Origin of the sequence: Salinivibrio sp. AR647, assembly GCF_001995415.1 — a bacterium.
Lineage (GTDB): Bacteria > Pseudomonadota > Gammaproteobacteria > Enterobacterales > Vibrionaceae > Salinivibrio > Salinivibrio costicola.
In genome coordinates this window covers 134,069-153,753 of record NZ_MUFE01000007.1, presented here as the reverse complement: position 1 = coordinate 153,753, position 19,685 = coordinate 134,069, and the positions used below count along the sequence as shown (strand labels likewise).

Here is a 19,685-nt window from a genome sequence, read left to right as displayed (position 1 = left end):
GCTTCGGGCCTGCGCCTTTTTTGCCAACCAGCCGAGAAGAGATGGATATTCTTGGTTGGGACAGCTGTGACATCATCATTGTCACGGGCGATGCCTATGTCGATCACCCCAGTTTTGGTATGGCCGTGATTGGACGCACCTTAGAAGCACAAGGCTTTCGAGTCGGGATCATTTCGCAACCCAATTGGCAAACTAAAGAAGACTTTATGGCACTCGGTGAGCCTAACCTGTTTTTTGGTGTCACCGCGGGTAACATGGACTCGATGATCAATCGCTACACAGCGGATCGTAAACTGCGCCATGATGATGCTTACACCCCGAATAATGAGGGGGGTAAAAGACCTGATCGTGCTGTCTTGGTGTATTCTCAACGTTGTCGAGAAGCTTACAAACAAACACCCATCGTGCTCGGAGGCATTGAAGCAAGTTTACGCCGCCTGGCTCACTACGATTATTGGTCAGACAAAGTTCGTCGCTCTGTGTTGTGTGATGCAAAAGCCGATATCTTATTATTTGGTAACGCGGAACGTGCATTGATTGACGTTGCACACCGCTTGTCACGCGGAGATTCATTGGCCAATATGACGCGTATCGCGGGCACAGCCGTAATGATGAAGTCACCGCCTGAGGGAATGGCAGAAGTAGACTCAACCCGCATCGATAAGCCGGGTAAAGCAATGACGATGCCTAACCCTTATGCCACTGAGACCCAGTGCGAGACCAGCAAAAAAACGGAACCTGACGCGGCGAAACCGATTAGTATTCGCCCTTCTCGCCACGATGCCAAAAACACCTTTGTTCGCTTACCCTCGTTTGAAAAACTCAAAAACGACCGGATTTTATATGCGCATGCCAGTCGAGTGATGCATTTAGAGGCGAATCCCTACTCTGCACGTGCGCTCGCGCAACAGCATGGTGACCAACTGCTTTGGATTAATCCCCCTCCGGTGCCGCTGACCACAGAAGAAATGGATTACGTTTTTGGCTTACCTTACGCCCGCGTGCCGCATCCGCAATACGGCCAAGCTAAGATCCCGGCTTACGATATGATTAAAACGTCGGTGAATATCATGCGCGGCTGTTTTGGTGGCTGTTCGTTCTGTTCAATTACCGAGCATGAAGGCCGGATTATTCAAAATCGCTCGCAAGCGTCGATCATTGAAGAGCTTAATGATATCCGCGATAAAGTGCCCGGCTTTACAGGCACCATTTCAGATTTAGGTGGACCGACAGCCAACATGTATCGCTTAGGCTGTGCCGATCCGAAAGCTGAGCGAAACTGTCGTCGCCCGTCCTGCGTTTTCCCAAAAATTTGTGACAAGCTCAATACCGATCACCGTCATACCATCGACCTCTATCGTAAAGCCCGTCAAGTCGAAGGGATTAAGAAGGTGCTGATCGCATCAGGCGTGCGTTACGACCTCGCGATCGAATCTCCAGAATATGTCAAAGAGCTGGTCACGCATCATGTCGGTGGATACCTCAAAATCGCGCCCGAGCACACTGAGAAAAACACCCTCGATCTGATGATGAAGCCTGGCATGGGGGCGTACGATCGATTTAAAGCCTTGTTTGAGAAATACAGTAAAGAAGCGGGGAAAAAGCAGTATTTAATTCCCTACTTTATTGCCGCTCATCCTGGCTGTACCGACGAGGATATGGTGCATCTGGCGTGCTGGCTGAAAGAGAATGACTTTGAGTGCGACCAAGTGCAAAACTTTTACCCATCGCCAATGTGTAACGCCACAGCGATGTATCACTCAGAGACCAATCCACTCAAAAAGGTACGTTATAAAAAACGCGAAGCACTGACCGTCGCCAAAGGAGAGCGCCAACGTCGCTTACATAAAGCCTTATTGCGTTATCACGATCCGGCGAACTGGCCACTGATCCGTGAGGCGTTGGTCTCGATGGGTAAAAAACATTTAATTGGTAACGGCCCGAAATGCTTAGTCCCCACAGAAGATAGCGTAGCGACAACAGGTCGCCAGCGTCGCTCAGGGCGTCACGGCACTCAGCGCTTTGCCACTAAGCATCCAAAGCAGCCCGATATCCGCCAGCCTAACAGGCACAAACCGAAGACACATAAACAAGCGGGTTCCAACGCTAAGCGTCGAGATAAACGGACTTAAGATTTGTAGTCAAACGTCACTATACGGCTCAAGGCTAAAGGACAAAAGACAAAGAACAGAAAATAGAAAGCAAAACGCCCCAACAATGGGGCGTTTACGATAACGTGTCGGCGTTAGGCTAATATAAGCGATGGTGATTACGGCCTTGGCTAACGGATAAGCTCCATAACGATGACGCCCAATGCCAGCACGCATGCAATGGCCCCAATGACCCAAGCAATTTTTTTCTGCGTGCTCTCTTCCAAGTATTGCGCAGCGGTAATACCGAGTAAAACTAGCAAGATAATAACAACTGTTTTAAGCATTTGTTTGCCTTAGCTTTTAGCTCTTTATTTTACTGTACGCGAAATAACCACAGGTGCAATCCTTTAATTTATACGTTGCCAGAGCACGCAAGATCAGTGCGCGTATGCGCAAGTCGCAATAATACCTGCAGTGGATGCAACAGCGGTGTCTCACTAAATCGCTTCACTTGGCTACGGCACGAATACCCAGTTGCGACAACCCGCTCTTTGGGTAAGTCAGCCAGTTTAGGTGACCAACTTAAATCATAGATGGCTTCTGAGGTATCGCGCTTATCGGCTTCATGGCCATAGGTACCCGCCATGCCACAGCATCCTACAGAAACGGGTTTAAGCTCTGCGCCAAAATGGGCGAATAAATCAACCCACTGTTGCTCTGCATGAGGTAACTGCGTTTTTTCTGTGCAATGACCAAATAAGTACCAAGGCTCGGACGTATGCTCAGCCTTTGCTGGTAGGCTAGGCACCACATTCGTTAACCACTCATGGCTCAGTAGGACGTTAAAATCACCACGATAACGGCCCAGCGCCTCTTGATATTCATCGCGGTAACACAGCACTAAAGCAGGATCGACACCCACCATCGGAATATTCAGCGCCGCTAGCTGATTTAAAAAGCCAGCGGTATTACGCGCGGTTTGGGCAAAACGTCGTAGAAAACCTTTTACGTGTTGTGCTTTACCGTTGGGCTTAAAGGGAATCAGCATCGGCACTTTTCCCAGTCGGCGGATCAACTTGATCAAGTCGTGAATCAGTGGCGCTTCATAAAAACTGGTAAACGGGTCTTGCACGATCAACACATAGTTTTCACGCTCTTGCGTGGACAAGGCTTGTAGCCACTCGAGATCAAATTTGAGGGCATGATCGCCTGCCAATGCCTGGGCCAATGTCGGCACCGATAAAGCGGGTGTATCGGTGTAACCAATGAGTTTGGCTGTTAACCCTTGTGCCCACTGGGGTTGGGTTGCGGCATTGACTAACCTAGGCGCTTTAGCCATTAATGGCAGCAAGCTTTCAATATTTGCGACCAGATGATCTTTAATCGGACGCGGATAACGGCTGTAGTACAACTGCATAAACCGGGAACGAAAGCTGGGAACATCGACTTTAATCGGACACTGACTGGCGCACGCTTTACACGCCAGGCAGCCACTCATCGCTTCCATGACCTCATGGCTAAAGTCATCCGCCTCTTTTTGGCGGGTAAAGTAACGCCCGAATTTCGCCATCATTTCACGGACTGAGGGAGATTGCGTCATGAGTGCTTGCTCGACATCCAACGGATCAACGCCCTGCTCCGCGAGCAAACGTAACCACTCGCGCACAATCCCTGCCCGGCCTTTAGGTGAGTGTCGACGGTCATAACTGACTTTCATCGACGGACACATGGGTGACGACGTATCATAGTTAAAGCACAACCCGTTGCCATTGCATTCCATCGCGCCTTTAAAGCTATCTCTGACCTCAACCGGGATCTGGCGGTCATAAAAACCGCGCTTGGTATCATCGACCTGCACCAAAGCATCGTCGCTGTGAATCGGGGTACAAATTTTTCCAGGATTCATCCGGTTTTGCGGATCAAAGGCCGCTTTTACCCGACGCAATTGCCTGAACAGAGTCTCACCAAAAAAGGCAGGACCGTACTCAGAGCGATAGCCTTTACCATGTTCGCCCCACATCAATCCGCCGTATTTCGCCACCAGTGCTACGACCTGATCAGAAATGGTTTTCATCACCCGCTCTTGTTCGGGATCGCACAAGTCAAGCGCGGGGCGCACATGCAATACCCCTGCATCAACATGGCCAAACATGCCATAGTGCAGATGATGGCTATCGAGTAATGCGCGGAACTCACTGATAAAGTCCGCCAAGTTTTCTGGTGGCACACAGGTGTCTTCGGTGAAGGCAACAGGTTTGGCCTTGCCTTTCGTCGCGCCCAGTAATCCAACCGATTTTTTGCGCATGGCATAGATTTTATTAATCGACGCCAGATCACGGCAGATCTGATAACCAATCACGCCTTTTTGCTGTTTCGCTATCAAGCGATCGAGTTGCTCACACAGGGTCGTAATTTGTGCCTCAATATCATCGGCATCATTGCCAGCAAACTCGACCATATTAATGCCGTGCATGACCTTTCCCGGCACATCCTCCAGCAGATCACTGACGGTATGCCACACAATATCATTACGCGCTAAATCAAGGACTTTAGCATCAATGGTTTCAACTGAAAGCGCCTTAGCTTCTACCATCATGGGCGCATTACGCAACGCTGAATCGAAGCTGTCATATTTAATATTTACCAAGGTGCGTACACTTGGAATGGGCGTAATATTGAGCTTGGCTTCGGCGATGAAGGCTAAAGACCCCTCGGCGCCACAGAGCACACGGCCAATATCGAACTCCGTTACGGTTTGATCGTAAACATGTTTAAGATCATACCCAGTCAAAAATCGGTTGAGTGGCGGAAAGGTGTCAGTGATCAGATCACGATGTTCGCGACATACGGACGACACGGTTTCCAGAGCACGTCCGGCTAAATCACCTCGCGCCATCGCTTGCTTGAGCGGCTCCGGCTTAAGCGGTTGGGTCTCCAACACACTGCCATCAATCAATACAGCTTTTAAGCCCAGCACATGATCCGATGTTTTGCCGTAACGTAACGACCCCTGCCCCGATGCATCGGTATTGATCATCCCACCGATCGTGGCGCGATTACTGGTCGATAAATCCGGCGAGAAAAAGTAGCCATACGGACGCAACACATCATTGAGCTGATCTTTGATCACCCCGGCTTGAACACGCACCCACCCTTGTTCAGGGTTGACCTCTAAAACCTGGTTCATATGACGGGAGATATCCACCACCACATGTTGGGTCAGTGACTGACCATTTGTTCCTGTGCCGCCGCCGCGTGGCGAAAACTTAATGTCACTGAAAGGTGGGGCTTGAACGGTCTCACCAATGATGCGCAGATCATCAACCGACGATGGGAAAAGAACGGCTTGAGGCAGTGCTTGGTACACACTGTTATCCGTCGCTACCGCCAGACGGCTTGCGTAGGTCGATTCGATATCGCCCTGAAAACCCGCGTCTTGCAAAGCGGTAAGAAAATCAACGACGGCGGACGACAAGCCCGCCTGTGGGTGTATTGCCGGTATCATTGCGGTTCCTGTGCGAGTATCACCATGCCTGGTGCAATTTTAGTTATGCGCCTACTTTACCTTAACTCTTGGCACAGCCAAAGCGATCACAGGGTAAATCCTTCGCGAGTCAATCCTTAAACCCTTATCACCATTCCTGCCAACCGAGCCGAGTGCTTGACCATCTCGCAAGCTCTGGGCTCGCAATCAAAACCCAAGGCCCTAAACTCCACGCTGCCATGGATACAACGATCAATACAATCCAACTCATTCCCGTCACCTGCACCACGCCCCAAGCGGCCAGAAGCAGCCCAGCGCCCCCCAAGAAAATCCAGGCCAAGGTCAATAGTTTTCCCATCATGCTCGCAGCCGGTTTATGACTGGGGAAAAGCTTGTGCCAGATCTGACCGGTATATATCCCAGCGCTTAATGCGGCTAAGTAGAGCAGATCGGGTAACTTTAATGCTAACGCCAATAATGCTAACAACACACAGACCAATAGCCATAGCCGGCCGGTGGTCAGTAGCGGCCGATCTTTCCCTATGGTCACTGCATCTATTTTCACGGTTATCCAGGCTAGGCTGCTTCCCAATAAGGCGCCAATCACCACATCRCTAGCAAAGTGAACGCCCAAATACATGCGGTTGAGCCCCATCAAAATCATCACCGCCAAAGCAAGCACTAACGACCCATATGCCTTTCTATGCGTATCACGACGCTTTAGGTACCAGGCGGTGACAACGGCTGCCGCTAATAAGGTGTGACCGCTTGGCACCGTAAAGCCACTTGCCTTACCGATTTGCAAGTCAGGCCATAGGTAAAACGGTCTTGGCATCGCAAATCCTGTTTTTAACGTGATAGAGACAGTCGCCGCACTGATCAAAAGAAAAAGCAGCGACAGCGCCGATTTATGGCCACGAAAAATAAGAAATAGTGGTACCAAGGCAACGTAAAATGCAATTTCTCCTAAAATGTTGATCAGTCTGAATAAGCGTATAGTCATCGCGCTCTCGACATCGCCCAAGTGCGCGACCGCCGTTTGTAGGCCCGAGACGAGGCCATACTGACTTACGTAAAAGGCAGGCGCTAGGGCACTAAAATCCGCTAAAGCAGCGACATCACTGCTAGGCGTTTTTGCCGCCAGAGACCATAGCAATTCCCCGCGATCTTTAAATCGATAGCGATAGTCGCCTGCCTGTGCAGGCGGTATTAACAAGGCTTTATCGATTTCAGATCCAAAGTGCAGTGCCTGCCAAACCGGCAACACGCCTGTGCCATTGGCGTTCGAGACAACCGGTAGCGGCGTTTGGCTTTGGCAAGCAAACAATACCCCACGTTTATCTTTGTGAGCGACCTTCCCCACGTTGACGCGAAGAGCCGTTTCTTCAAACACTTCACGCGCCAGGGCTCGGGTCGGTGATTCAGTCAAATTCACTCGTCCACCGGGTAAACCATATCGCCCGGTGACTCTATCTTTTATCAACAGTAGTCGCCCAGCAGGATCGGTAATCACACAGGCGACCCCTGCGATCCCTTGCTCCGTTGAAAACGTATCGTCACCCTGTGCTAAGGCATAACTCGACACCCACCAACTAAATACTGACAATAGTACAGCGATACTCCGTTTCATTCGGCGGCTCCTGAATGCACCTGTCCTGATAAAAGATAAGGAAAAAGAATGACACAGCCAGACCCTCTCAGTCCCTATTATTACCATCATAACTTTCAAAGCTTGATCGGTTTAGTGTCTGAACGTGACTGGGATCTGCTCACAGGCAAAGAACGGGCTTGGCTTACCTGCTTTCAACAGCTTAGCTTCAAAGCCCAATGTTTGCTGGTCCGTTTATTGATGCGCCGCCATGATTACTTCTTAGCCGACAAACTGACCTATCCCGAGCTCGGAGACACCTGGCCACTGCTCCACAACTTGGCTGATAACGGATTTGTCAGCATCACCGATACTGCCCCCGCTGACGTCTTATTTAACCTACTGAGTAAGGCACAATTGATCGATGCGTTTCCAGCGGTGGCCTTAGCGAAAAGTGCGAGTAAGGCACAGTGGCAAACAGCGATCACTGACACCTATGACGATCCGCTCATCAGTCCCTACGCGCTAGTCGTCTGCCACCAACCGGACCTACTCCCCGTCTTATTATTATTGTATTTTGGTAATTCACGCCAAGATTTGAGCCAATTTGTCGTCGCCGAGCTCGGTATTCAGCAATTTGAATCGTATCCTGTGAGTCAGTCTGAGCGTTTATTTCAACACCGCCAACACATTGATGATTGGCTGCACTTGTCTGCGCTTACCGACACGGTTTGGCAAGCAAAAAAAGCCAAGCGCCCAGCGTCGATTCTTGCGCTACAATCGCACCTTCCTCAGCCGTTTGAGTGGCCGCCACTTGAGCGCAAACGGCAACGGTTAGTTAATCGTATTGCACGTGAGTTTGAGCGCCACGATGACTTCCCTTGTGCCACATTGCTTTACCAAACCACCACGCAACCGCCAAGCCGGGAGCGACAAGCTCGCATGTTGATTAAACAAGGTTATATTGATGACGCATCACGCATCATTGCGGCCATGCTCGACGCGCCTCACGATGAGGAAGAATATGACGTCGCCTGTCGTATCGCCAAACAAAAGCCCCTCAGAGAGCATGCCCGTTTGGTGCCGACAAACTCAGTCAATCCTGCCATTGTGGATAGTGAGACATTGACACTCCCCCTTGAACATCGGGTGGAATGGGACGTTGCGGCGTATTATCGATGCCGAGGCTGGCAAGTATGGTATAGCGAAAACAGTTTGCTGAATGCGCTGTTCGGACTCTTTTTTTGGGACATTCTGTTTTTACCCATCAGTGGCGCCTTTGTGAATCCATTTCAACGTGGCCCGCGCGACCTGTATAGCGACGACTTTGTCACCAAAAGACAGCCCCAAATTCATGCGCGCTTAGCAAACATTGATCAAGCACGCGATTGGATAGCACAACACTATCAACAAAAACAGGGGCTCAGTAATGATTGGGTCAACTGGTCTGTGATTGAATGGCCGCTGCTTGACGCCGCCTTACACGCCCTCAGCGACACACAGCTCAGCGCGTGTTTTAAGCGCATTTTGTTCGATCGACGCCATAATCGACGCGGTCACCCCGATTTGTTTATGTATCGAGGCGATGCCTACCAATGGGTGGAAGTGAAAGGCCCAGGAGATGTGTTGCAGCCTCATCAAAGCCGCTGGCTTCAGTTTTTTCACCAGAATGGCATTTGTGCCAAAGTCGTCTATGTCACTTCAGCTACGTCAAACAGCTAGTCAGGTCTAATCGTCAATAGAAACGATCAATGTATGTGACGTTGTCACTTAGCGTCTTCAGTATGAGGATTAAAGATGTAGTGCGAGCCATCGTAAACAAGTCGTTTAATCAAGGCTTCGCAGTGTTTAAGGCCACCGCGGTCAAACGATACGCCGTAGCGTTGCATTCCCCATTTTTGCTGACGGTTTTCCACTTGCCCGCTTAATACAAAGCAATCGTCGCTATCGGGCGCTTGGATTTGTATCGCGATTTGATGGTGCTTTTCAAAAACGGGCGCAATAGCATCAAAACTAAACCCACAGCCACCTGCAGAAATATCGGTAAGATTGACCAACAAACGACGACTACCTAGAGGAACTTCACCTTTCACATTTAATTCATAACGATTATCTTTGCGCTGTTGAATCAATTTGGCTTGCTGTGGTAACTCAACCACCACCAAATTAACGGGCGCTTTGAGTACGGTGGAAATTTTGGATGCAAACCGTACTTTCGCGCCTTCACCCTCATCAGAAACGGCATCCACGGCGAGGCGATAACCTTCAATAAAAAATTGATTAACCTGATTGAGGTTTTCCGTGGGCAGAGAAAAGAACAACCGTTTTTCGCCATCAAAACCGATAAAGGTACAGTCAGAGCGATACGTTTGCCCCACCGGGGTTTTAATTTGTACCTGGGTGGTCGTTCCGTGTTTCATGAATGCCACGGCTCGCAGACCAATGACGGTGTCTTCTCTTACGGTTCTATATTTTTTGGCCTTAAGCTGGGGCAAAGACTGCATCATTCTAAATTCTTGCGGTTAAGAGAACAAAGGTAACGGCAAATTCAATCCCCGTTACCACTTGGAAGCCATGACGCGCACGTAATGCGTTATTGGCGCGTCAAGCTGTTGACACGTCAAGCTGTCAACACATCAAACTATTACACGTTAACGATAACAGCCGTTGGCTACAGCAGGTACATAACAAACTGCATTAAAGGTACCGTATTGCCGCTCGATCCAACCACTTGATTACCTTCAATCCGGGCGGTAAGCGTGGTTGTTTTTTCCGACTGCGTGACGAACCCCGCACTGGATAAGTTACTGACTTTTTCTCGCCATGGCGACCGTGAAAGCAACACGTTTGGTACCGCCACATCTAGATTGCCAGACAACTGACTCACCAGCTGATTCAGGCCAAACTCACCCGTGGCGTCGCCACCGCTTAGCTCAAGGCGCATATCAACGCTAACGTCCCCTTCTGGAAGCGTCAGGCTTGCCGGCGACAAATTAACCGATAACCCCGACTGCAACAAATCCACAACGGCTTGTTCCATCGCAGACGCACTTCCCGGCGCCTGGCCCTCTTGCCACTGTGACGATAGCAATGCGATCTGAGACATAGCCGTATAATCAAGGTGGTTAGCATCTAACGCTACCACCAAGTTGCGCCAACGGGTTTGATCTGGCAACGTTATCTCACCAACGGTGAGTTGATTGGTATTATTCAGCGACCGCGCTGACGCCGATTCAACCAGCTCATTGCCAATTTCAAGCTCAACCTGAGCAAGCTGGACCGATTGACCATTGCCGTTATCTAGCTGCGCTTGCTCAATCGAGAGCGACTGATTACCAATCCATAATCCCTCTTGCAGATAACCTTGGCCGCTCCCTGTGATGGTATCAACTTTCAACTGCTGGCCATTATCATCATTAAAGGCGAGAGCAGGCAGTGAGAAGGTTGCTTTACCGCGTCCTTTGCGGTCAATCTCGCCTTTAACACTCAGTTCACTTGCGGTTAGATTACTGTTTGACTCCGAAAGCGAGAAAGGCGCCACCGTCAGATGATAGTCAGAGGCGCCGGTCAGCAGCGTATCAAGGTCTAAGCGAACCGGTGTCGGATTACCTGGCCATACCTTTTGAGTAATTTGTTGTAGCTCTGGGGTCATTACCAAGGTATTGCTCGACGAGACCCCCAATACACCGTGAGATATCTCTGATGTGATCTCGTAGGCAACCGGTAACCCTGACTGCTCCAATAACACTTTACTCTCGCCCTTAAACTGGACACGCGTAACCGCTTGTGAGCTTAAGTAGCCTCGCTCATAGCTCTGTTCCTCGAGCGTAAAATCTGCGGTTGTGCGTTGATCCACTTCACGCTCATACATTGAATGTGCAATTTGACCCGTAGCAAATGGCCAACACGCAACCACCGCAAGGGCGCCGGCAATGGCGCCATACTTTCCTAAAAACATGTCTTTTTTGCTCCAAGGACACGAAAACCGTTAGTGTAACCAAAAATGGACGCTGACGATAATATACTGATAGATTGAGATACAGGTTTAAGTTAGCAAGCATCATGTGTCTATCCATCGAATAGGTCACGATGGGCGCGCGCATTAAGGTTGCGAGGTTCAGCAGGATATGTTCATGAATGTCGACTATTTCGCATCATTGAAGCGAATAAATGCCTATAATTAAAGCGAATTCGCGACAAATCGGCAGAGTGTATGAACCCTTATGTGATATTGTGCATTGACCAAGACCCTCTCGCGGTGGAAAAGCTCTCTCACGACCTCGCGCCGTTTCGCGATGTCTTTGATCTATGCAGTACTGATACCCCTGACGATGCCTATGCGTTGTTAAATGATTTGAAAGCGAACGAGCAACAGGTGGCGTTATTGATTTGTCATAACGCGCCTGGGAGCAATGATGGCATTGATTTATTAGTCAACGTTGACAACCATGCCGCCAGTAAAGGGGCGCGTACTATTTTGCTCAGCGAAGCGCCGCAGTACGATGTCATTTTGCAGGCAGTCAATGAGGGCCGGTTAAATTATTGCATGCACAAGCCGTGGCGAGCAGATGAATTACGGCGGGTCGCAGAGAAAGAACTCACAACCTATGTCTTGCGGCATTGCCAACACGATCTATTGCGTTATAGCGAAGTGCTGGATCATCGCACCTTACTGGATGCGCAAGTCGAACGTGAGATTAACCAATTTCAGTCACAATTGCTCGCGCCAGCCGAAAGCAATAAAGCAGACATTGCCGACCGAGTGATTGCTGGCCTTTATGCCTTTTTTGACGGCAATGACGAAAGCCGTGCCTGCCGAACCTACAGCGCCAACCATGTACTCACGAAAGAAAACCAAGACAACGCCTTTTTATGGTTTATTGCCGAAGGCGACGTTGGGCTCTATAAAACCGATGATAAAGGGCAAGTGCACCATGTCTCTACCCTCTCTGCCGGCAGTTTGATTGGTAGCATGTCGTTTGTCACTGGCGAGGTCTCTTTCTCGACTGGGCGCACACTCACTCGCACCCGGGTGATCAAAATCGACCATACGCTATTTAGCAAAATAATGACCAGCCGCTCAGAGCTGTTACCCCTGTTTATTCAATACCTACTATTGCATTTTAACCAACGCTTAAAGCGCAGCATTGATACCGAAATCCAGCTACAGCAAACACTCGCTTCGCTGGATGAGGCCAATCGCCAGTTGTTAGAAAAAGAAAAAATGGCGCTCCTGGGCCAGCTGGTCGCCGGTGTCGCACATGAGCTCAATAACCCTGTTTCCGCGATTTTACGCAATAGCGACGCACTTGCCGACGCTTTAGAGCACGTCGCAAAAACGCCCCTTGATGCTGCCAGCCGCGAACAAGCCCTTACCCTTTTGCAAAACAACCGCGACAGTACCCCGCTATCAACCGCCACCGCGCGAATACATACACGTACGTTAAGTGAAATGACCGGGAATAAACGCACGGCACGAGACCTGGTGAATATTGGCCTGTATCAACAAGATACGGTGACCAACTGGCAACAACGTTTGGGATCACATTTTGACACTGAATTGGCAACTTGGAAGCAATACGCCCGTTGTGGTCGCCTATTACGCTCTAATCATGTATGTGCAGGTCGGATCGCCGATCTGGTCAAAAGCTTACGCACCTATGCGCGCCAAGACAGTGAACAGCGCCAGCGTACTCATATTATTGAAAGCATTGATGACACCCTGACGTTATTCGAGCACCGACTCAAACCGCACCAATTAGAAAAGTACTATGACTGGGTGCCTGACATTATCACTCAGCCATCAGCTTTGGCACAGGTTTGGACCAACCTTATTGCCAACGCACTGGATGCGATGCCAGAGCCGGGCACACTTACCGTGACAGTTAAAACCCTTAACGACCAAGCATCTGGCATGATTCAAGTATCGGTGACGGATACGGGGATAGGAATGACGCAAGAACAGCAAGAAAAAATGTTCGCGTTAAACTACACCACCAAGCGCGAGGGGCATTTTGGTTTGGGTATTGGCCTGACCATGTGTCAAACCATTGTTCATCAGCAAGGGGGCGATATTCAGGTCCGCTCCCAACTCGGGAACGGCACCACGATGACAGTCACCTTGCCCATAGCACTCCCCGCCTCTGCCAATAAGGAGCCACAAGCATGAGCCAATATTTAATTTTATGTGTGGATGATGAACGCGATGTCCTCGATAGCGTGATAGACGATTTGCAAGGTTTTACCGATCACTTTGAGGTCGAAGCCGCCGAGTCCGTTTCCGAGGCACGCGATGTGATTCGCGATATGGCCACGGAAGGAACACAACTGGCACTTATCTTGTGTGATCACATTATGCCAGATGAATTAGGCGTCGATTTTCTCATTGAGCTGGCTAATCAGCCTCAAACCGCTTCGGCACGCAAGGTCTTACTCACGGGTCAAGCAGGGCTGGAAGATACAGTATCAGCGGTGAATCATGCCAGTTTGCACTATTATCTCGCAAAACCGTGGCAGAAAGACACCTTAGTGAGCGTGGTGACCGATCAGTTAACCAGCTATGTGGTTGCTCACGAACCCAATTTGTTCCCTTGGGCTAGCGTACTCGATACCCCGCGTGTCGTGGAGGCGATTAACCGCAACAAATGGAATATGGACGGCGAATAGTCCCAATTTATTGCCATAACCGCGCATTGGGTCAGAAATGCGTAAAAAAGCCTAAATGACGGGCGGATGTGCTTGTTTCAGCGCGCAATCGTCTTATAGAATGATTTCAACACCAATAACAAGTGGAATTGATAATGCGTAAATCTCTTTTAGCTAGCGCGATTGTCGCGTTGGCTTCTTTCAGCGCCGTGGCCAATGAAGAAGACGCCAACCTCACCACCATGAGTAATTTTAGTTACGATTACTTGGAAGGACGTGTCGGTGTTAGCCCCCTCACCTATGGTGCAGGATTTAGCATGTCTATTCACCCTAATGCGCACATTCGTGTTGAAGCAGATACCGAGTTTGATTCGGATTGGGATACCGCTGCAGGGATTGGTTTTCATGCACCGATCAATAACTGGGCAGACTTGACCGGTGAATTGCTTGCGCGCGGCGTCAATAAAGAGAACTTCAACAGCGATGTGGGTTTAGAAATCAATCTTGGTATTCGCCAATGGTTGGGGCCACAAGTTGAAGTGGGCGGTGAAATCGGTCTACTCACCGTGGATGATGAAGAAGATACGTTTGGCTCTGCTTACGGTCGATTCCACGCAACCGAACTGTTCTCGTTAGGCGCGGCATACCGAGTTAACGAGTGGTATGGCGATCAGTTTATGTTTACGACACGCTTTAAGTACTGATAGCGATACAGCCAAGATCAAAAAAACCCGCTTTGATGCGGGTTTTTATCTTTCTGTCAGTGACGAAGGTTCGCTTCTGCCCAGTCCTCAGCGAATCAATAACATGGGTACCGTCGATTCAATCAGCAGCTTGGTGGTGTTACTTCCGACAAAGAACTGACGTAGTTTTGAATGCCCGTACGCCCCCATCACAATCATACCCACTTGATTTGACGCTTGATAATCTAAGATAGCTCGGTGTACCTCACCCGTGAGTTGCGCTTGCACGACATTGACGCCTGCCGCTTGCAATCGCTCAGCCGCCCGTTTAAAAGCAGCCAATTTCTCTTGCGAATCTTCTACCATCACTAAGTGACAAGTCATTCCCGCTAATAATGGGGTGACGAGCGCCTTCTCCACCAGCTTTTCGCTGATGTCACTGCCGTCAAATGCGAGCAAATAACTGTCAGGTGTCGAGAACTCACCATTAGCAATTAGCGTGTGTGCCTTAATAGAACGCACGACACTTTCAAGTTGTGAACCGATGGCTCTAGCATCACTTTGATGTACTTCACCAGACTTTCCCAGCACCAAGACACGCGTTTGTGCTTCCAGCTCAAGCAAGGTTTCAACCAGGTTGCCATGACGTTGCAAGGTGCTAACATCACCCAAACCTTTCGCTTTGGCGTCGTCTGCCAGCTCAGAAAGTAGCACTTTCCCATGCTTCATTTCGAGCTTAGCGCGCTGACCATCTAGCTCAACCAATTCTTGTAATAGTTGCTCTCGACTGCCTGCAGCTAAGTTACCGGATAGTTCAGGCTCCGGCTGGCGAGACGATTTATCCAGTACATGGAGTAGTGTTAAGGGTACAGACAGACGGCTTGCCGCCCAAATACTCAACGCTGCCACTGGCTTTGAATAATGCGGGCCATCGACGCATGCTAGGATCCGTTGCTCCAAACCTTCTCTCCTCTTTGTTGAATATCGCTGCCCATTCACTCAATCATTTGCTGACAACGATCAACCTTTTATCATATTTGCTACTATGCCATTGATAGTGACAGACACACGCGTCTCGTAAAGCGTAAATCGGTAAAAAATTGATCCCGCCACCATGTTTACTCGCACTTGTTTAACTGATTCATGGCATTACTCTCCTTTTCTGTCACTGAATATTCAAATACGTGGATATACTGGTACGAGCAATAGCGAAAAAGAAAAGATAAGTCCGATAAGCGCATAAGCAACCTCATCAAGGGTCCAACCGATATCGATCATGACGCCGAAGATCCAAGGTGCCAGCGCCGTCGAAAGAATCATCATGCCAGTTACCAGTGAGCGAATGGCACCAATATGAGAGACACCATACATTTCGGCCCATAACGTATTAATAACCGGGTTGGTCGCCCCAATCGCCAAGCCAAACAAACACATAAAAAGAGGTGCAGCAATCGGATGGTGGACGTTAGCAATCACTATCAAGCCAAGAATAAGCGGGATAGGTATGAGGATGAGAACATTTCTAGATCTATATTTATCAATGAGGTTGCCAGACACAACCGAACTTAACCAATGCACAGCGCCATAGAATACGAAACTTCCCGCCAATACACTGGGGGCCCAATGCTTTGCATCTAAAATAAAATCTTGCTGAATAAAAACCCCCGTGACAAGAAAAGGCGTGATGAGCGCCAGAGGTATAATCATCCAAAAGCGCCAATCTTTGATCACATGCCTACGGCTTGCATCACTCGCTTTATTAGCGTCACTAGCGCTAGAATAAGGCTGTTTAAGATCGGCTTTTTTAACCAAAAACAAAATAAAAGGTAGAAAGACAAACAAGGTAGCTGCAGCGATAAATAACCAACTTTCCCGCCAGCCTAAAAATGCGATAAGCGCAATTAGCAGAGACGGTAAAACAACTTCTCCGAGGGCAACTCCGCTGCCGACGAGGCTAATCGCTTTCCCTTTATCTTGTTCAGCACGCTTAATCACGGTTGCTTGTGCAATATGAGGTAAAAAACCTTGACCACAAAAGCGTAGTAAAAAGAAGACAATCAATAACCCGATGATGCTGTCTACCGAATACATCAACAGACAAGCTGTCGTAAGTAATATCGAAAAAAAGACCAACAGTTTATCGACACGAATACGATCAACGACACCACCGAAGGTAATTACAAGTACACTACTGGTCATAGTCGCAACCGCATAGATGCCACCATAAGTCGCATCACTCAGTAACAGAGCGTCTTTAATACTGCTTCCATACCAACTAATAAAAAATGACTGCCCAATATTGCCAAAGAAAATCGAAAAAAAACCAAAGGCAATTAATGGCCATTGGTTTTTTATTAGAATCGCATAGGATCGCGCTAACATATATTCCCGTTAATGGCTGAAATTACTTGGAAGTAGCTCAACGAATCGTTCTTCTTGAGGACGCGAATACTCATGCCTGTTTCTCCTCACAGACCACACAACGTTGTGCGCAAGGGTCAAATTCGAGGCGTTTCGGATTGATCGGTTCGTCACAATCGAGACAATATCCGTAGTCCTCGTCTTCAATCCGCTTAATGGCTGCTCTAACCTGTAATAAGCGTTCTTTTCGACGCCGCTTTTGTTCAATCGCCATCTGTTGGCCCTGCATCGCATCCATTCGCGACAAGCGGCCTACACTTTGTTGATCTAATATGATCGTACTATCCGCCCCATTTTGTTCACCCACCTCTAGCTCAGCCAACAGCTCGGCTTCTAACGCGGACAACTGAGCATGAAAATTATCAAGATCCATACCTGTATTCCTCAGCTATAAGCATTTGCCTTAATGAAAGGCTTACTATGACATTTTCCTCGATAGAGAGGAAATAGTGCGGCTCGATAATCCGTGATAGTGACGAATAGGCAGATCCTTACTGAGTGACGATGCCTTTTAACGCAGGTTGGTGAGGAATCAGGCGTTCATTCGAATTTTCACACCTGACTAACACACAAACGCCACGATCTGCGCTAGGCTTTGCAACTTCTTCATTTCGTCAGGATAAAAAGACAGCATGAATCCAGTTGCCGGGCCTTTCCCTCGAGATACCTATCGTTTCCCAAAGGGCCGCTTTTCGATAGTGAGTGTTTACAGCTTTACCAGTGCCGCGATTGTGGCCTCAACGATTTTCTCGCTCCTTTTATTTCTCTCGCTTGATGACAACCCGTTAATGCAGTGGTTGTTTGGCGCGCTTGCTGTCATTTTTGAAGCAGGTAAGTTTTATGCTTGGTATGAGTTTGGCGAACGTCGTGCCCACGGTAACTATACTGGCGCCGCCTCGGCACTCGGTTTTTATCTCATTTTGGCTCTAATCTCGATTGGCGGTAGCATCGGCGGCATTAACAGTGCCACGAATGCAGCACAGAGTGAGCAGCAACAAGGCCAAGCCAAGGTCGCGGCTTATGACCGCCAAATTGAAGCAATTGAGCAGCAAATTGCACTGAATAACGAGGCCGCTGAACGGTATATTGAGCTAGATAGAATTGCGACGGGTGTGGCACGGCTACAACAGGAAAACACCCAGTTGCGCAAAGAACAACAACAACTGGCATTAACGCGTGACAGTTTACCGGCGGTGGCTCAAGGCTCCGTTTTAGGACTCATCAGTAATCTCGCCAATACCTTAGGGGTGAGCACGGATCAGGCCCAATCTTGGCTGGTGATATTTCTTTCCGTATTATTAGATTTATTCGCGGCTTTTTTTGTTGGCGTCATCGGTGAGGAACAACGCTTTCGCCACTGGTACCATCACCCACACAGCGATCCTTTAAACGCGACTACACCTGCAACATCGAGCGAGACCCAGACGACCTCAGGCCAGGCAACCTCCTTGCCTGAAACGCCTAACGATGAGACGCTTGGGTTCCCTTATACCGATATAAAAACCGCACTTGCTGCCAAAACGATACGCTGTAGTAAAAAAGCGGTAAGCACTGAGTATGCGCTAAGCCAAGACACTGTCGATAATCTTTTTACTCAATTGCAAAAAGAGGGGCTCGTCGCCAAAAAACCTAACCATCATTATCATTGGGTCGGTTAGACTAGACGAAAAACACAACAAGAAGGTGACCTATGCATAACGCTGCACAAGAGCTGCATGCTCCCAAAGCATCGCTATGGCGCGCATTAGGCGATGTTAGTCCGCTTTGCCTCGCCGTTCTCCCGTGGGGAATTTTATGTGGTTCATTAGGGCTGCAAATGGGCTTTAGTGCCTTGCAAACACAGGCGATGTCATTACTCGTTTTCGCGGGTGCAGTGCAGTTGTCCGGCACCATGATGGTCGGCAGTGCGGCTGGCCTACCCGCCGTGTTGGGCTCTACTTTGGTGATCAGCGCACGCCACCTGTTATATGGCGCACACTTTCGTCAGTACATTACCCCTTTGCCTCTCAAGTGGCGCCTCGGCCTTGGCTTCTTATTAACTGACGAAATGTATGCACTTTCAACCGCACACACTCGCAAGCACGACAGGTTTTCTAAACATTATGCCCTTTATACCGGCGCGGCGTTTTACATCGGTTGGAATCTTGCCACCTTAGCCGGCATTTTGGCGGGGTCACAACTTAAAGCATTGGAGGCCATTGGGCTCGACTTTGCCATTGCGGCAACATTCATCGCGCTCACGGTACCCAGTATAAAAACACGGCCCGTTTTACTGTGTGCCTTAGCGAGCGGTTTAAGCATGTTGCTACTCACCTATTACCAGATCCCCCATGCGCTGATTATGGCAACCGGAATTGGTATGGCGTCGGGGTTGCTCGCTGAATCGCTACCCGCTAGGAGGATGACATCATGAACTATTGGTTAATGATCGTCGCCATGGCGTTGATCACCTTCTCCGTGCGCTACCTTCTGCTTGCACGCAGTGTGCCTGTGCGCATCGGTCCTCGGTTGCAACGGCTGCTTACCTACTCAGCACCGGCGGTATTGACCGCGCTGTGGGTGCCGATTGTCTTCTTTCCCGAAGATAAACTGGCTATCTCTACTACCAACCCTTATTTGCTAGGCGCGATGGTTGCCATTGGCTTAGCGTGCACCCGTTTATCAACGTTATTAGTCGTCGGGATATCGATTGGCTTCTTTGTTGCCCTTCAGCTACAGGTGTTCGGCTAACGCATAGAAAAACAAAAGGCGGGAGCATTTACCCGCCTTTT

The 19,685-nt window shown here is 49.2% G+C and carries 16 protein-coding genes; 8 read left to right on the top strand and 8 right to left on the bottom strand.

What is annotated here, in order from left to right; genetic code table 11:
• The first annotated feature begins 41 nt into the window (after window positions 1-41).
• Window positions 42-2,132: a YgiQ family radical SAM protein gene (locus BZG76_RS10480; RefSeq protein WP_241824083.1), complete on the top strand. Its 2,091-nt coding sequence runs from the start codon at window positions 42-44 to the stop codon at window positions 2,130-2,132.
• A gap of 149 nt (window positions 2,133-2,281) precedes the next feature.
• On the opposite strand, the gene BZG76_RS15375 is transcribed toward BZG76_RS10480, so the two are convergent.
• The 3 genes from BZG76_RS15375 to BZG76_RS10470 form a co-directional block, all read right to left on the bottom strand.
• Entirely contained in the window at window positions 2,282-2,437 is a 156-nt protein-coding gene (locus BZG76_RS15375) for a hypothetical protein (protein ID WP_021022780.1), read from the bottom strand.
• Window positions 2,438-2,505: 68 nt separating this feature from the next.
• Window positions 2,506-5,598, bottom strand: a complete 3,093-nt coding sequence (ydiJ, locus tag BZG76_RS10475) for a D-2-hydroxyglutarate dehydrogenase YdiJ (protein ID WP_077461291.1) — start codon at window positions 5,596-5,598, stop codon at window positions 2,506-2,508.
• 127 nt (window positions 5,599-5,725) lie between these two features.
• Complete coding sequence (locus BZG76_RS10470; RefSeq protein ID WP_198532334.1) at window positions 5,726-7,207, bottom strand: bifunctional NUDIX hydrolase/phosphatase PAP2 family protein; 1,482 nt, start codon at window positions 7,205-7,207, stop codon at window positions 5,726-5,728.
• 48 nt (window positions 7,208-7,255) lie between these two features.
• On the opposite strand from BZG76_RS10470, the gene BZG76_RS10465 reads away from it, so the two are divergent.
• Window positions 7,256-8,887, top strand: a complete 1,632-nt coding sequence (locus tag BZG76_RS10465) for a VRR-NUC domain-containing protein (protein ID WP_077461289.1) — start codon at window positions 7,256-7,258, stop codon at window positions 8,885-8,887.
• 44 nt (window positions 8,888-8,931) lie between these two features.
• Here the strand turns inward: BZG76_RS10465 and BZG76_RS10460 are convergent, their stop codons facing one another.
• Both BZG76_RS10460 and BZG76_RS10455 read right to left on the bottom strand, forming a co-directional pair.
• Entirely contained in the window at window positions 8,932-9,672 is a 741-nt protein-coding gene (locus tag BZG76_RS10460) for a flagellar brake protein (protein WP_077461288.1), read from the bottom strand.
• A gap of 164 nt (window positions 9,673-9,836) precedes the next feature.
• Window positions 9,837-11,123, bottom strand: a complete 1,287-nt coding sequence (locus BZG76_RS10455; RefSeq protein WP_077461287.1) for a DUF945 family protein — start codon at window positions 11,121-11,123, stop codon at window positions 9,837-9,839.
• Between the two features lie 267 nt (window positions 11,124-11,390).
• Here BZG76_RS10455 and BZG76_RS10450 point away from each other — a divergent pair, with 267 nt between their 5' ends.
• The 3 genes from BZG76_RS10450 (at window position 11,391) to BZG76_RS10440 (ending at window position 14,514) form a co-directional block, all read left to right on the top strand.
• Window positions 11,391-13,334, top strand: coding sequence for an ATP-binding protein (locus BZG76_RS10450; RefSeq protein ID WP_198532333.1), 1,944 nt, complete (start codon window positions 11,391-11,393; stop codon window positions 13,332-13,334).
• Window positions 13,331-13,831: a response regulator gene (locus tag BZG76_RS10445; RefSeq protein WP_021022773.1), complete on the top strand. Its 501-nt coding sequence runs from the start codon at window positions 13,331-13,333 to the stop codon at window positions 13,829-13,831. Before BZG76_RS10450 ends, BZG76_RS10445 begins: the two co-directional genes overlap by 4 nt.
• Before the next feature lie 134 nt (window positions 13,832-13,965).
• The gene (locus BZG76_RS10440; RefSeq protein WP_021022772.1) at window positions 13,966-14,514 is read left to right on the top strand and encodes a hypothetical protein; all 549 of its coding nucleotides are present in this window, start codon (window positions 13,966-13,968) and stop codon (window positions 14,512-14,514) included.
• An 87-nt stretch (window positions 14,515-14,601) separates the two neighbouring features.
• Here the strand turns inward: BZG76_RS10440 and BZG76_RS10435 are convergent, their stop codons facing one another.
• The 3 genes from BZG76_RS10435 to BZG76_RS10425 form a co-directional block, all read right to left on the bottom strand.
• Window positions 14,602-15,453: a universal stress protein gene (locus BZG76_RS10435; protein WP_077461285.1), complete on the bottom strand. Its 852-nt coding sequence runs from the start codon at window positions 15,451-15,453 to the stop codon at window positions 14,602-14,604.
• Between the two features lie 216 nt (window positions 15,454-15,669).
• Window positions 15,670-16,875 carry an MFS transporter gene (locus BZG76_RS10430; protein ID WP_077461284.1) on the bottom strand — a complete coding sequence of 402 codons (1,206 nt, stop codon included), beginning with the start codon at window positions 16,873-16,875 and terminating at the stop codon, window positions 15,670-15,672.
• Between the two features lie 70 nt (window positions 16,876-16,945).
• On the bottom strand, window positions 16,946-17,287 hold the full coding sequence (locus tag BZG76_RS10425; protein WP_077461283.1) for a TraR/DksA family transcriptional regulator: 342 nt from the start codon (window positions 17,285-17,287) through the stop codon (window positions 16,946-16,948).
• Window positions 17,288-17,546: 259 nt separating this feature from the next.
• Between BZG76_RS10425 and BZG76_RS10420 the strand changes: the two genes are divergently transcribed.
• From BZG76_RS10420 to BZG76_RS10410, 3 genes are read left to right on the top strand one after another with little or no spacing between them, the layout of a single operon-like run.
• Window positions 17,547-18,572 carry a Preprotein translocase subunit SecY gene (locus tag BZG76_RS10420; RefSeq protein WP_077461282.1) on the top strand — a complete coding sequence of 342 codons (1,026 nt, stop codon included), beginning with the start codon at window positions 17,547-17,549 and terminating at the stop codon, window positions 18,570-18,572.
• A 32-nt stretch (window positions 18,573-18,604) separates the two neighbouring features.
• Window positions 18,605-19,327, top strand: a complete 723-nt coding sequence (locus tag BZG76_RS10415) for an AzlC family ABC transporter permease (RefSeq protein ID WP_077461281.1) — start codon at window positions 18,605-18,607, stop codon at window positions 19,325-19,327.
• Window positions 19,324-19,644: an AzlD domain-containing protein gene (locus BZG76_RS10410; protein ID WP_021022769.1), complete on the top strand. Its 321-nt coding sequence runs from the start codon at window positions 19,324-19,326 to the stop codon at window positions 19,642-19,644. Before BZG76_RS10415 ends, BZG76_RS10410 begins: the two co-directional genes overlap by 4 nt.
• Window positions 19,645-19,685: the final 41 nt, after the last annotated feature.

What these genes read in the sequence shown, in the direction of transcription:
- BZG76_RS10430 (WP_077461284.1), bottom strand. Translation starts at nt 16,875, where the DNA reads ATGTTAGCGCGATCCTATGCGATTCTAATAAAAAACCAATGGCCATTA.
- BZG76_RS10460 (WP_077461288.1), bottom strand. Translation starts at nt 9,672, where the DNA reads ATGATGCAGTCTTTGCCCCAGCTTAAGGCCAAAAAATATAGAACCGTA.
- BZG76_RS10465 (WP_077461289.1), top strand. Translation starts at nt 7,256, where the DNA reads ATGACACAGCCAGACCCTCTCAGTCCCTATTATTACCATCATAACTTT.
- BZG76_RS10445 (WP_021022773.1), top strand. Translation starts at nt 13,331, where the DNA reads ATGAGCCAATATTTAATTTTATGTGTGGATGATGAACGCGATGTCCTC.
- ydiJ (WP_077461291.1), bottom strand. Translation starts at nt 5,598, where the DNA reads ATGATACCGGCAATACACCCACAGGCGGGCTTGTCGTCCGCCGTCGTT.
- BZG76_RS10410 (WP_021022769.1), top strand. Translation starts at nt 19,324, where the DNA reads ATGAACTATTGGTTAATGATCGTCGCCATGGCGTTGATCACCTTCTCC.
- BZG76_RS10420 (WP_077461282.1), top strand. Translation starts at nt 17,547, where the DNA reads ATGAATCCAGTTGCCGGGCCTTTCCCTCGAGATACCTATCGTTTCCCA.
- BZG76_RS10455 (WP_077461287.1), bottom strand. Translation starts at nt 11,123, where the DNA reads ATGTTTTTAGGAAAGTATGGCGCCATTGCCGGCGCCCTTGCGGTGGTT.
- BZG76_RS10425 (WP_077461283.1), bottom strand. Translation starts at nt 17,287, where the DNA reads ATGGATCTTGATAATTTTCATGCTCAGTTGTCCGCGTTAGAAGCCGAG.
- BZG76_RS10440 (WP_021022772.1), top strand. Translation starts at nt 13,966, where the DNA reads ATGCGTAAATCTCTTTTAGCTAGCGCGATTGTCGCGTTGGCTTCTTTC.
- BZG76_RS15375 (WP_021022780.1), bottom strand. Translation starts at nt 2,437, where the DNA reads ATGCTTAAAACAGTTGTTATTATCTTGCTAGTTTTACTCGGTATTACC.
- BZG76_RS10415 (WP_077461281.1), top strand. Translation starts at nt 18,605, where the DNA reads ATGCATAACGCTGCACAAGAGCTGCATGCTCCCAAAGCATCGCTATGG.
- BZG76_RS10480 (WP_241824083.1), top strand. Translation starts at nt 42, where the DNA reads ATGGATATTCTTGGTTGGGACAGCTGTGACATCATCATTGTCACGGGC.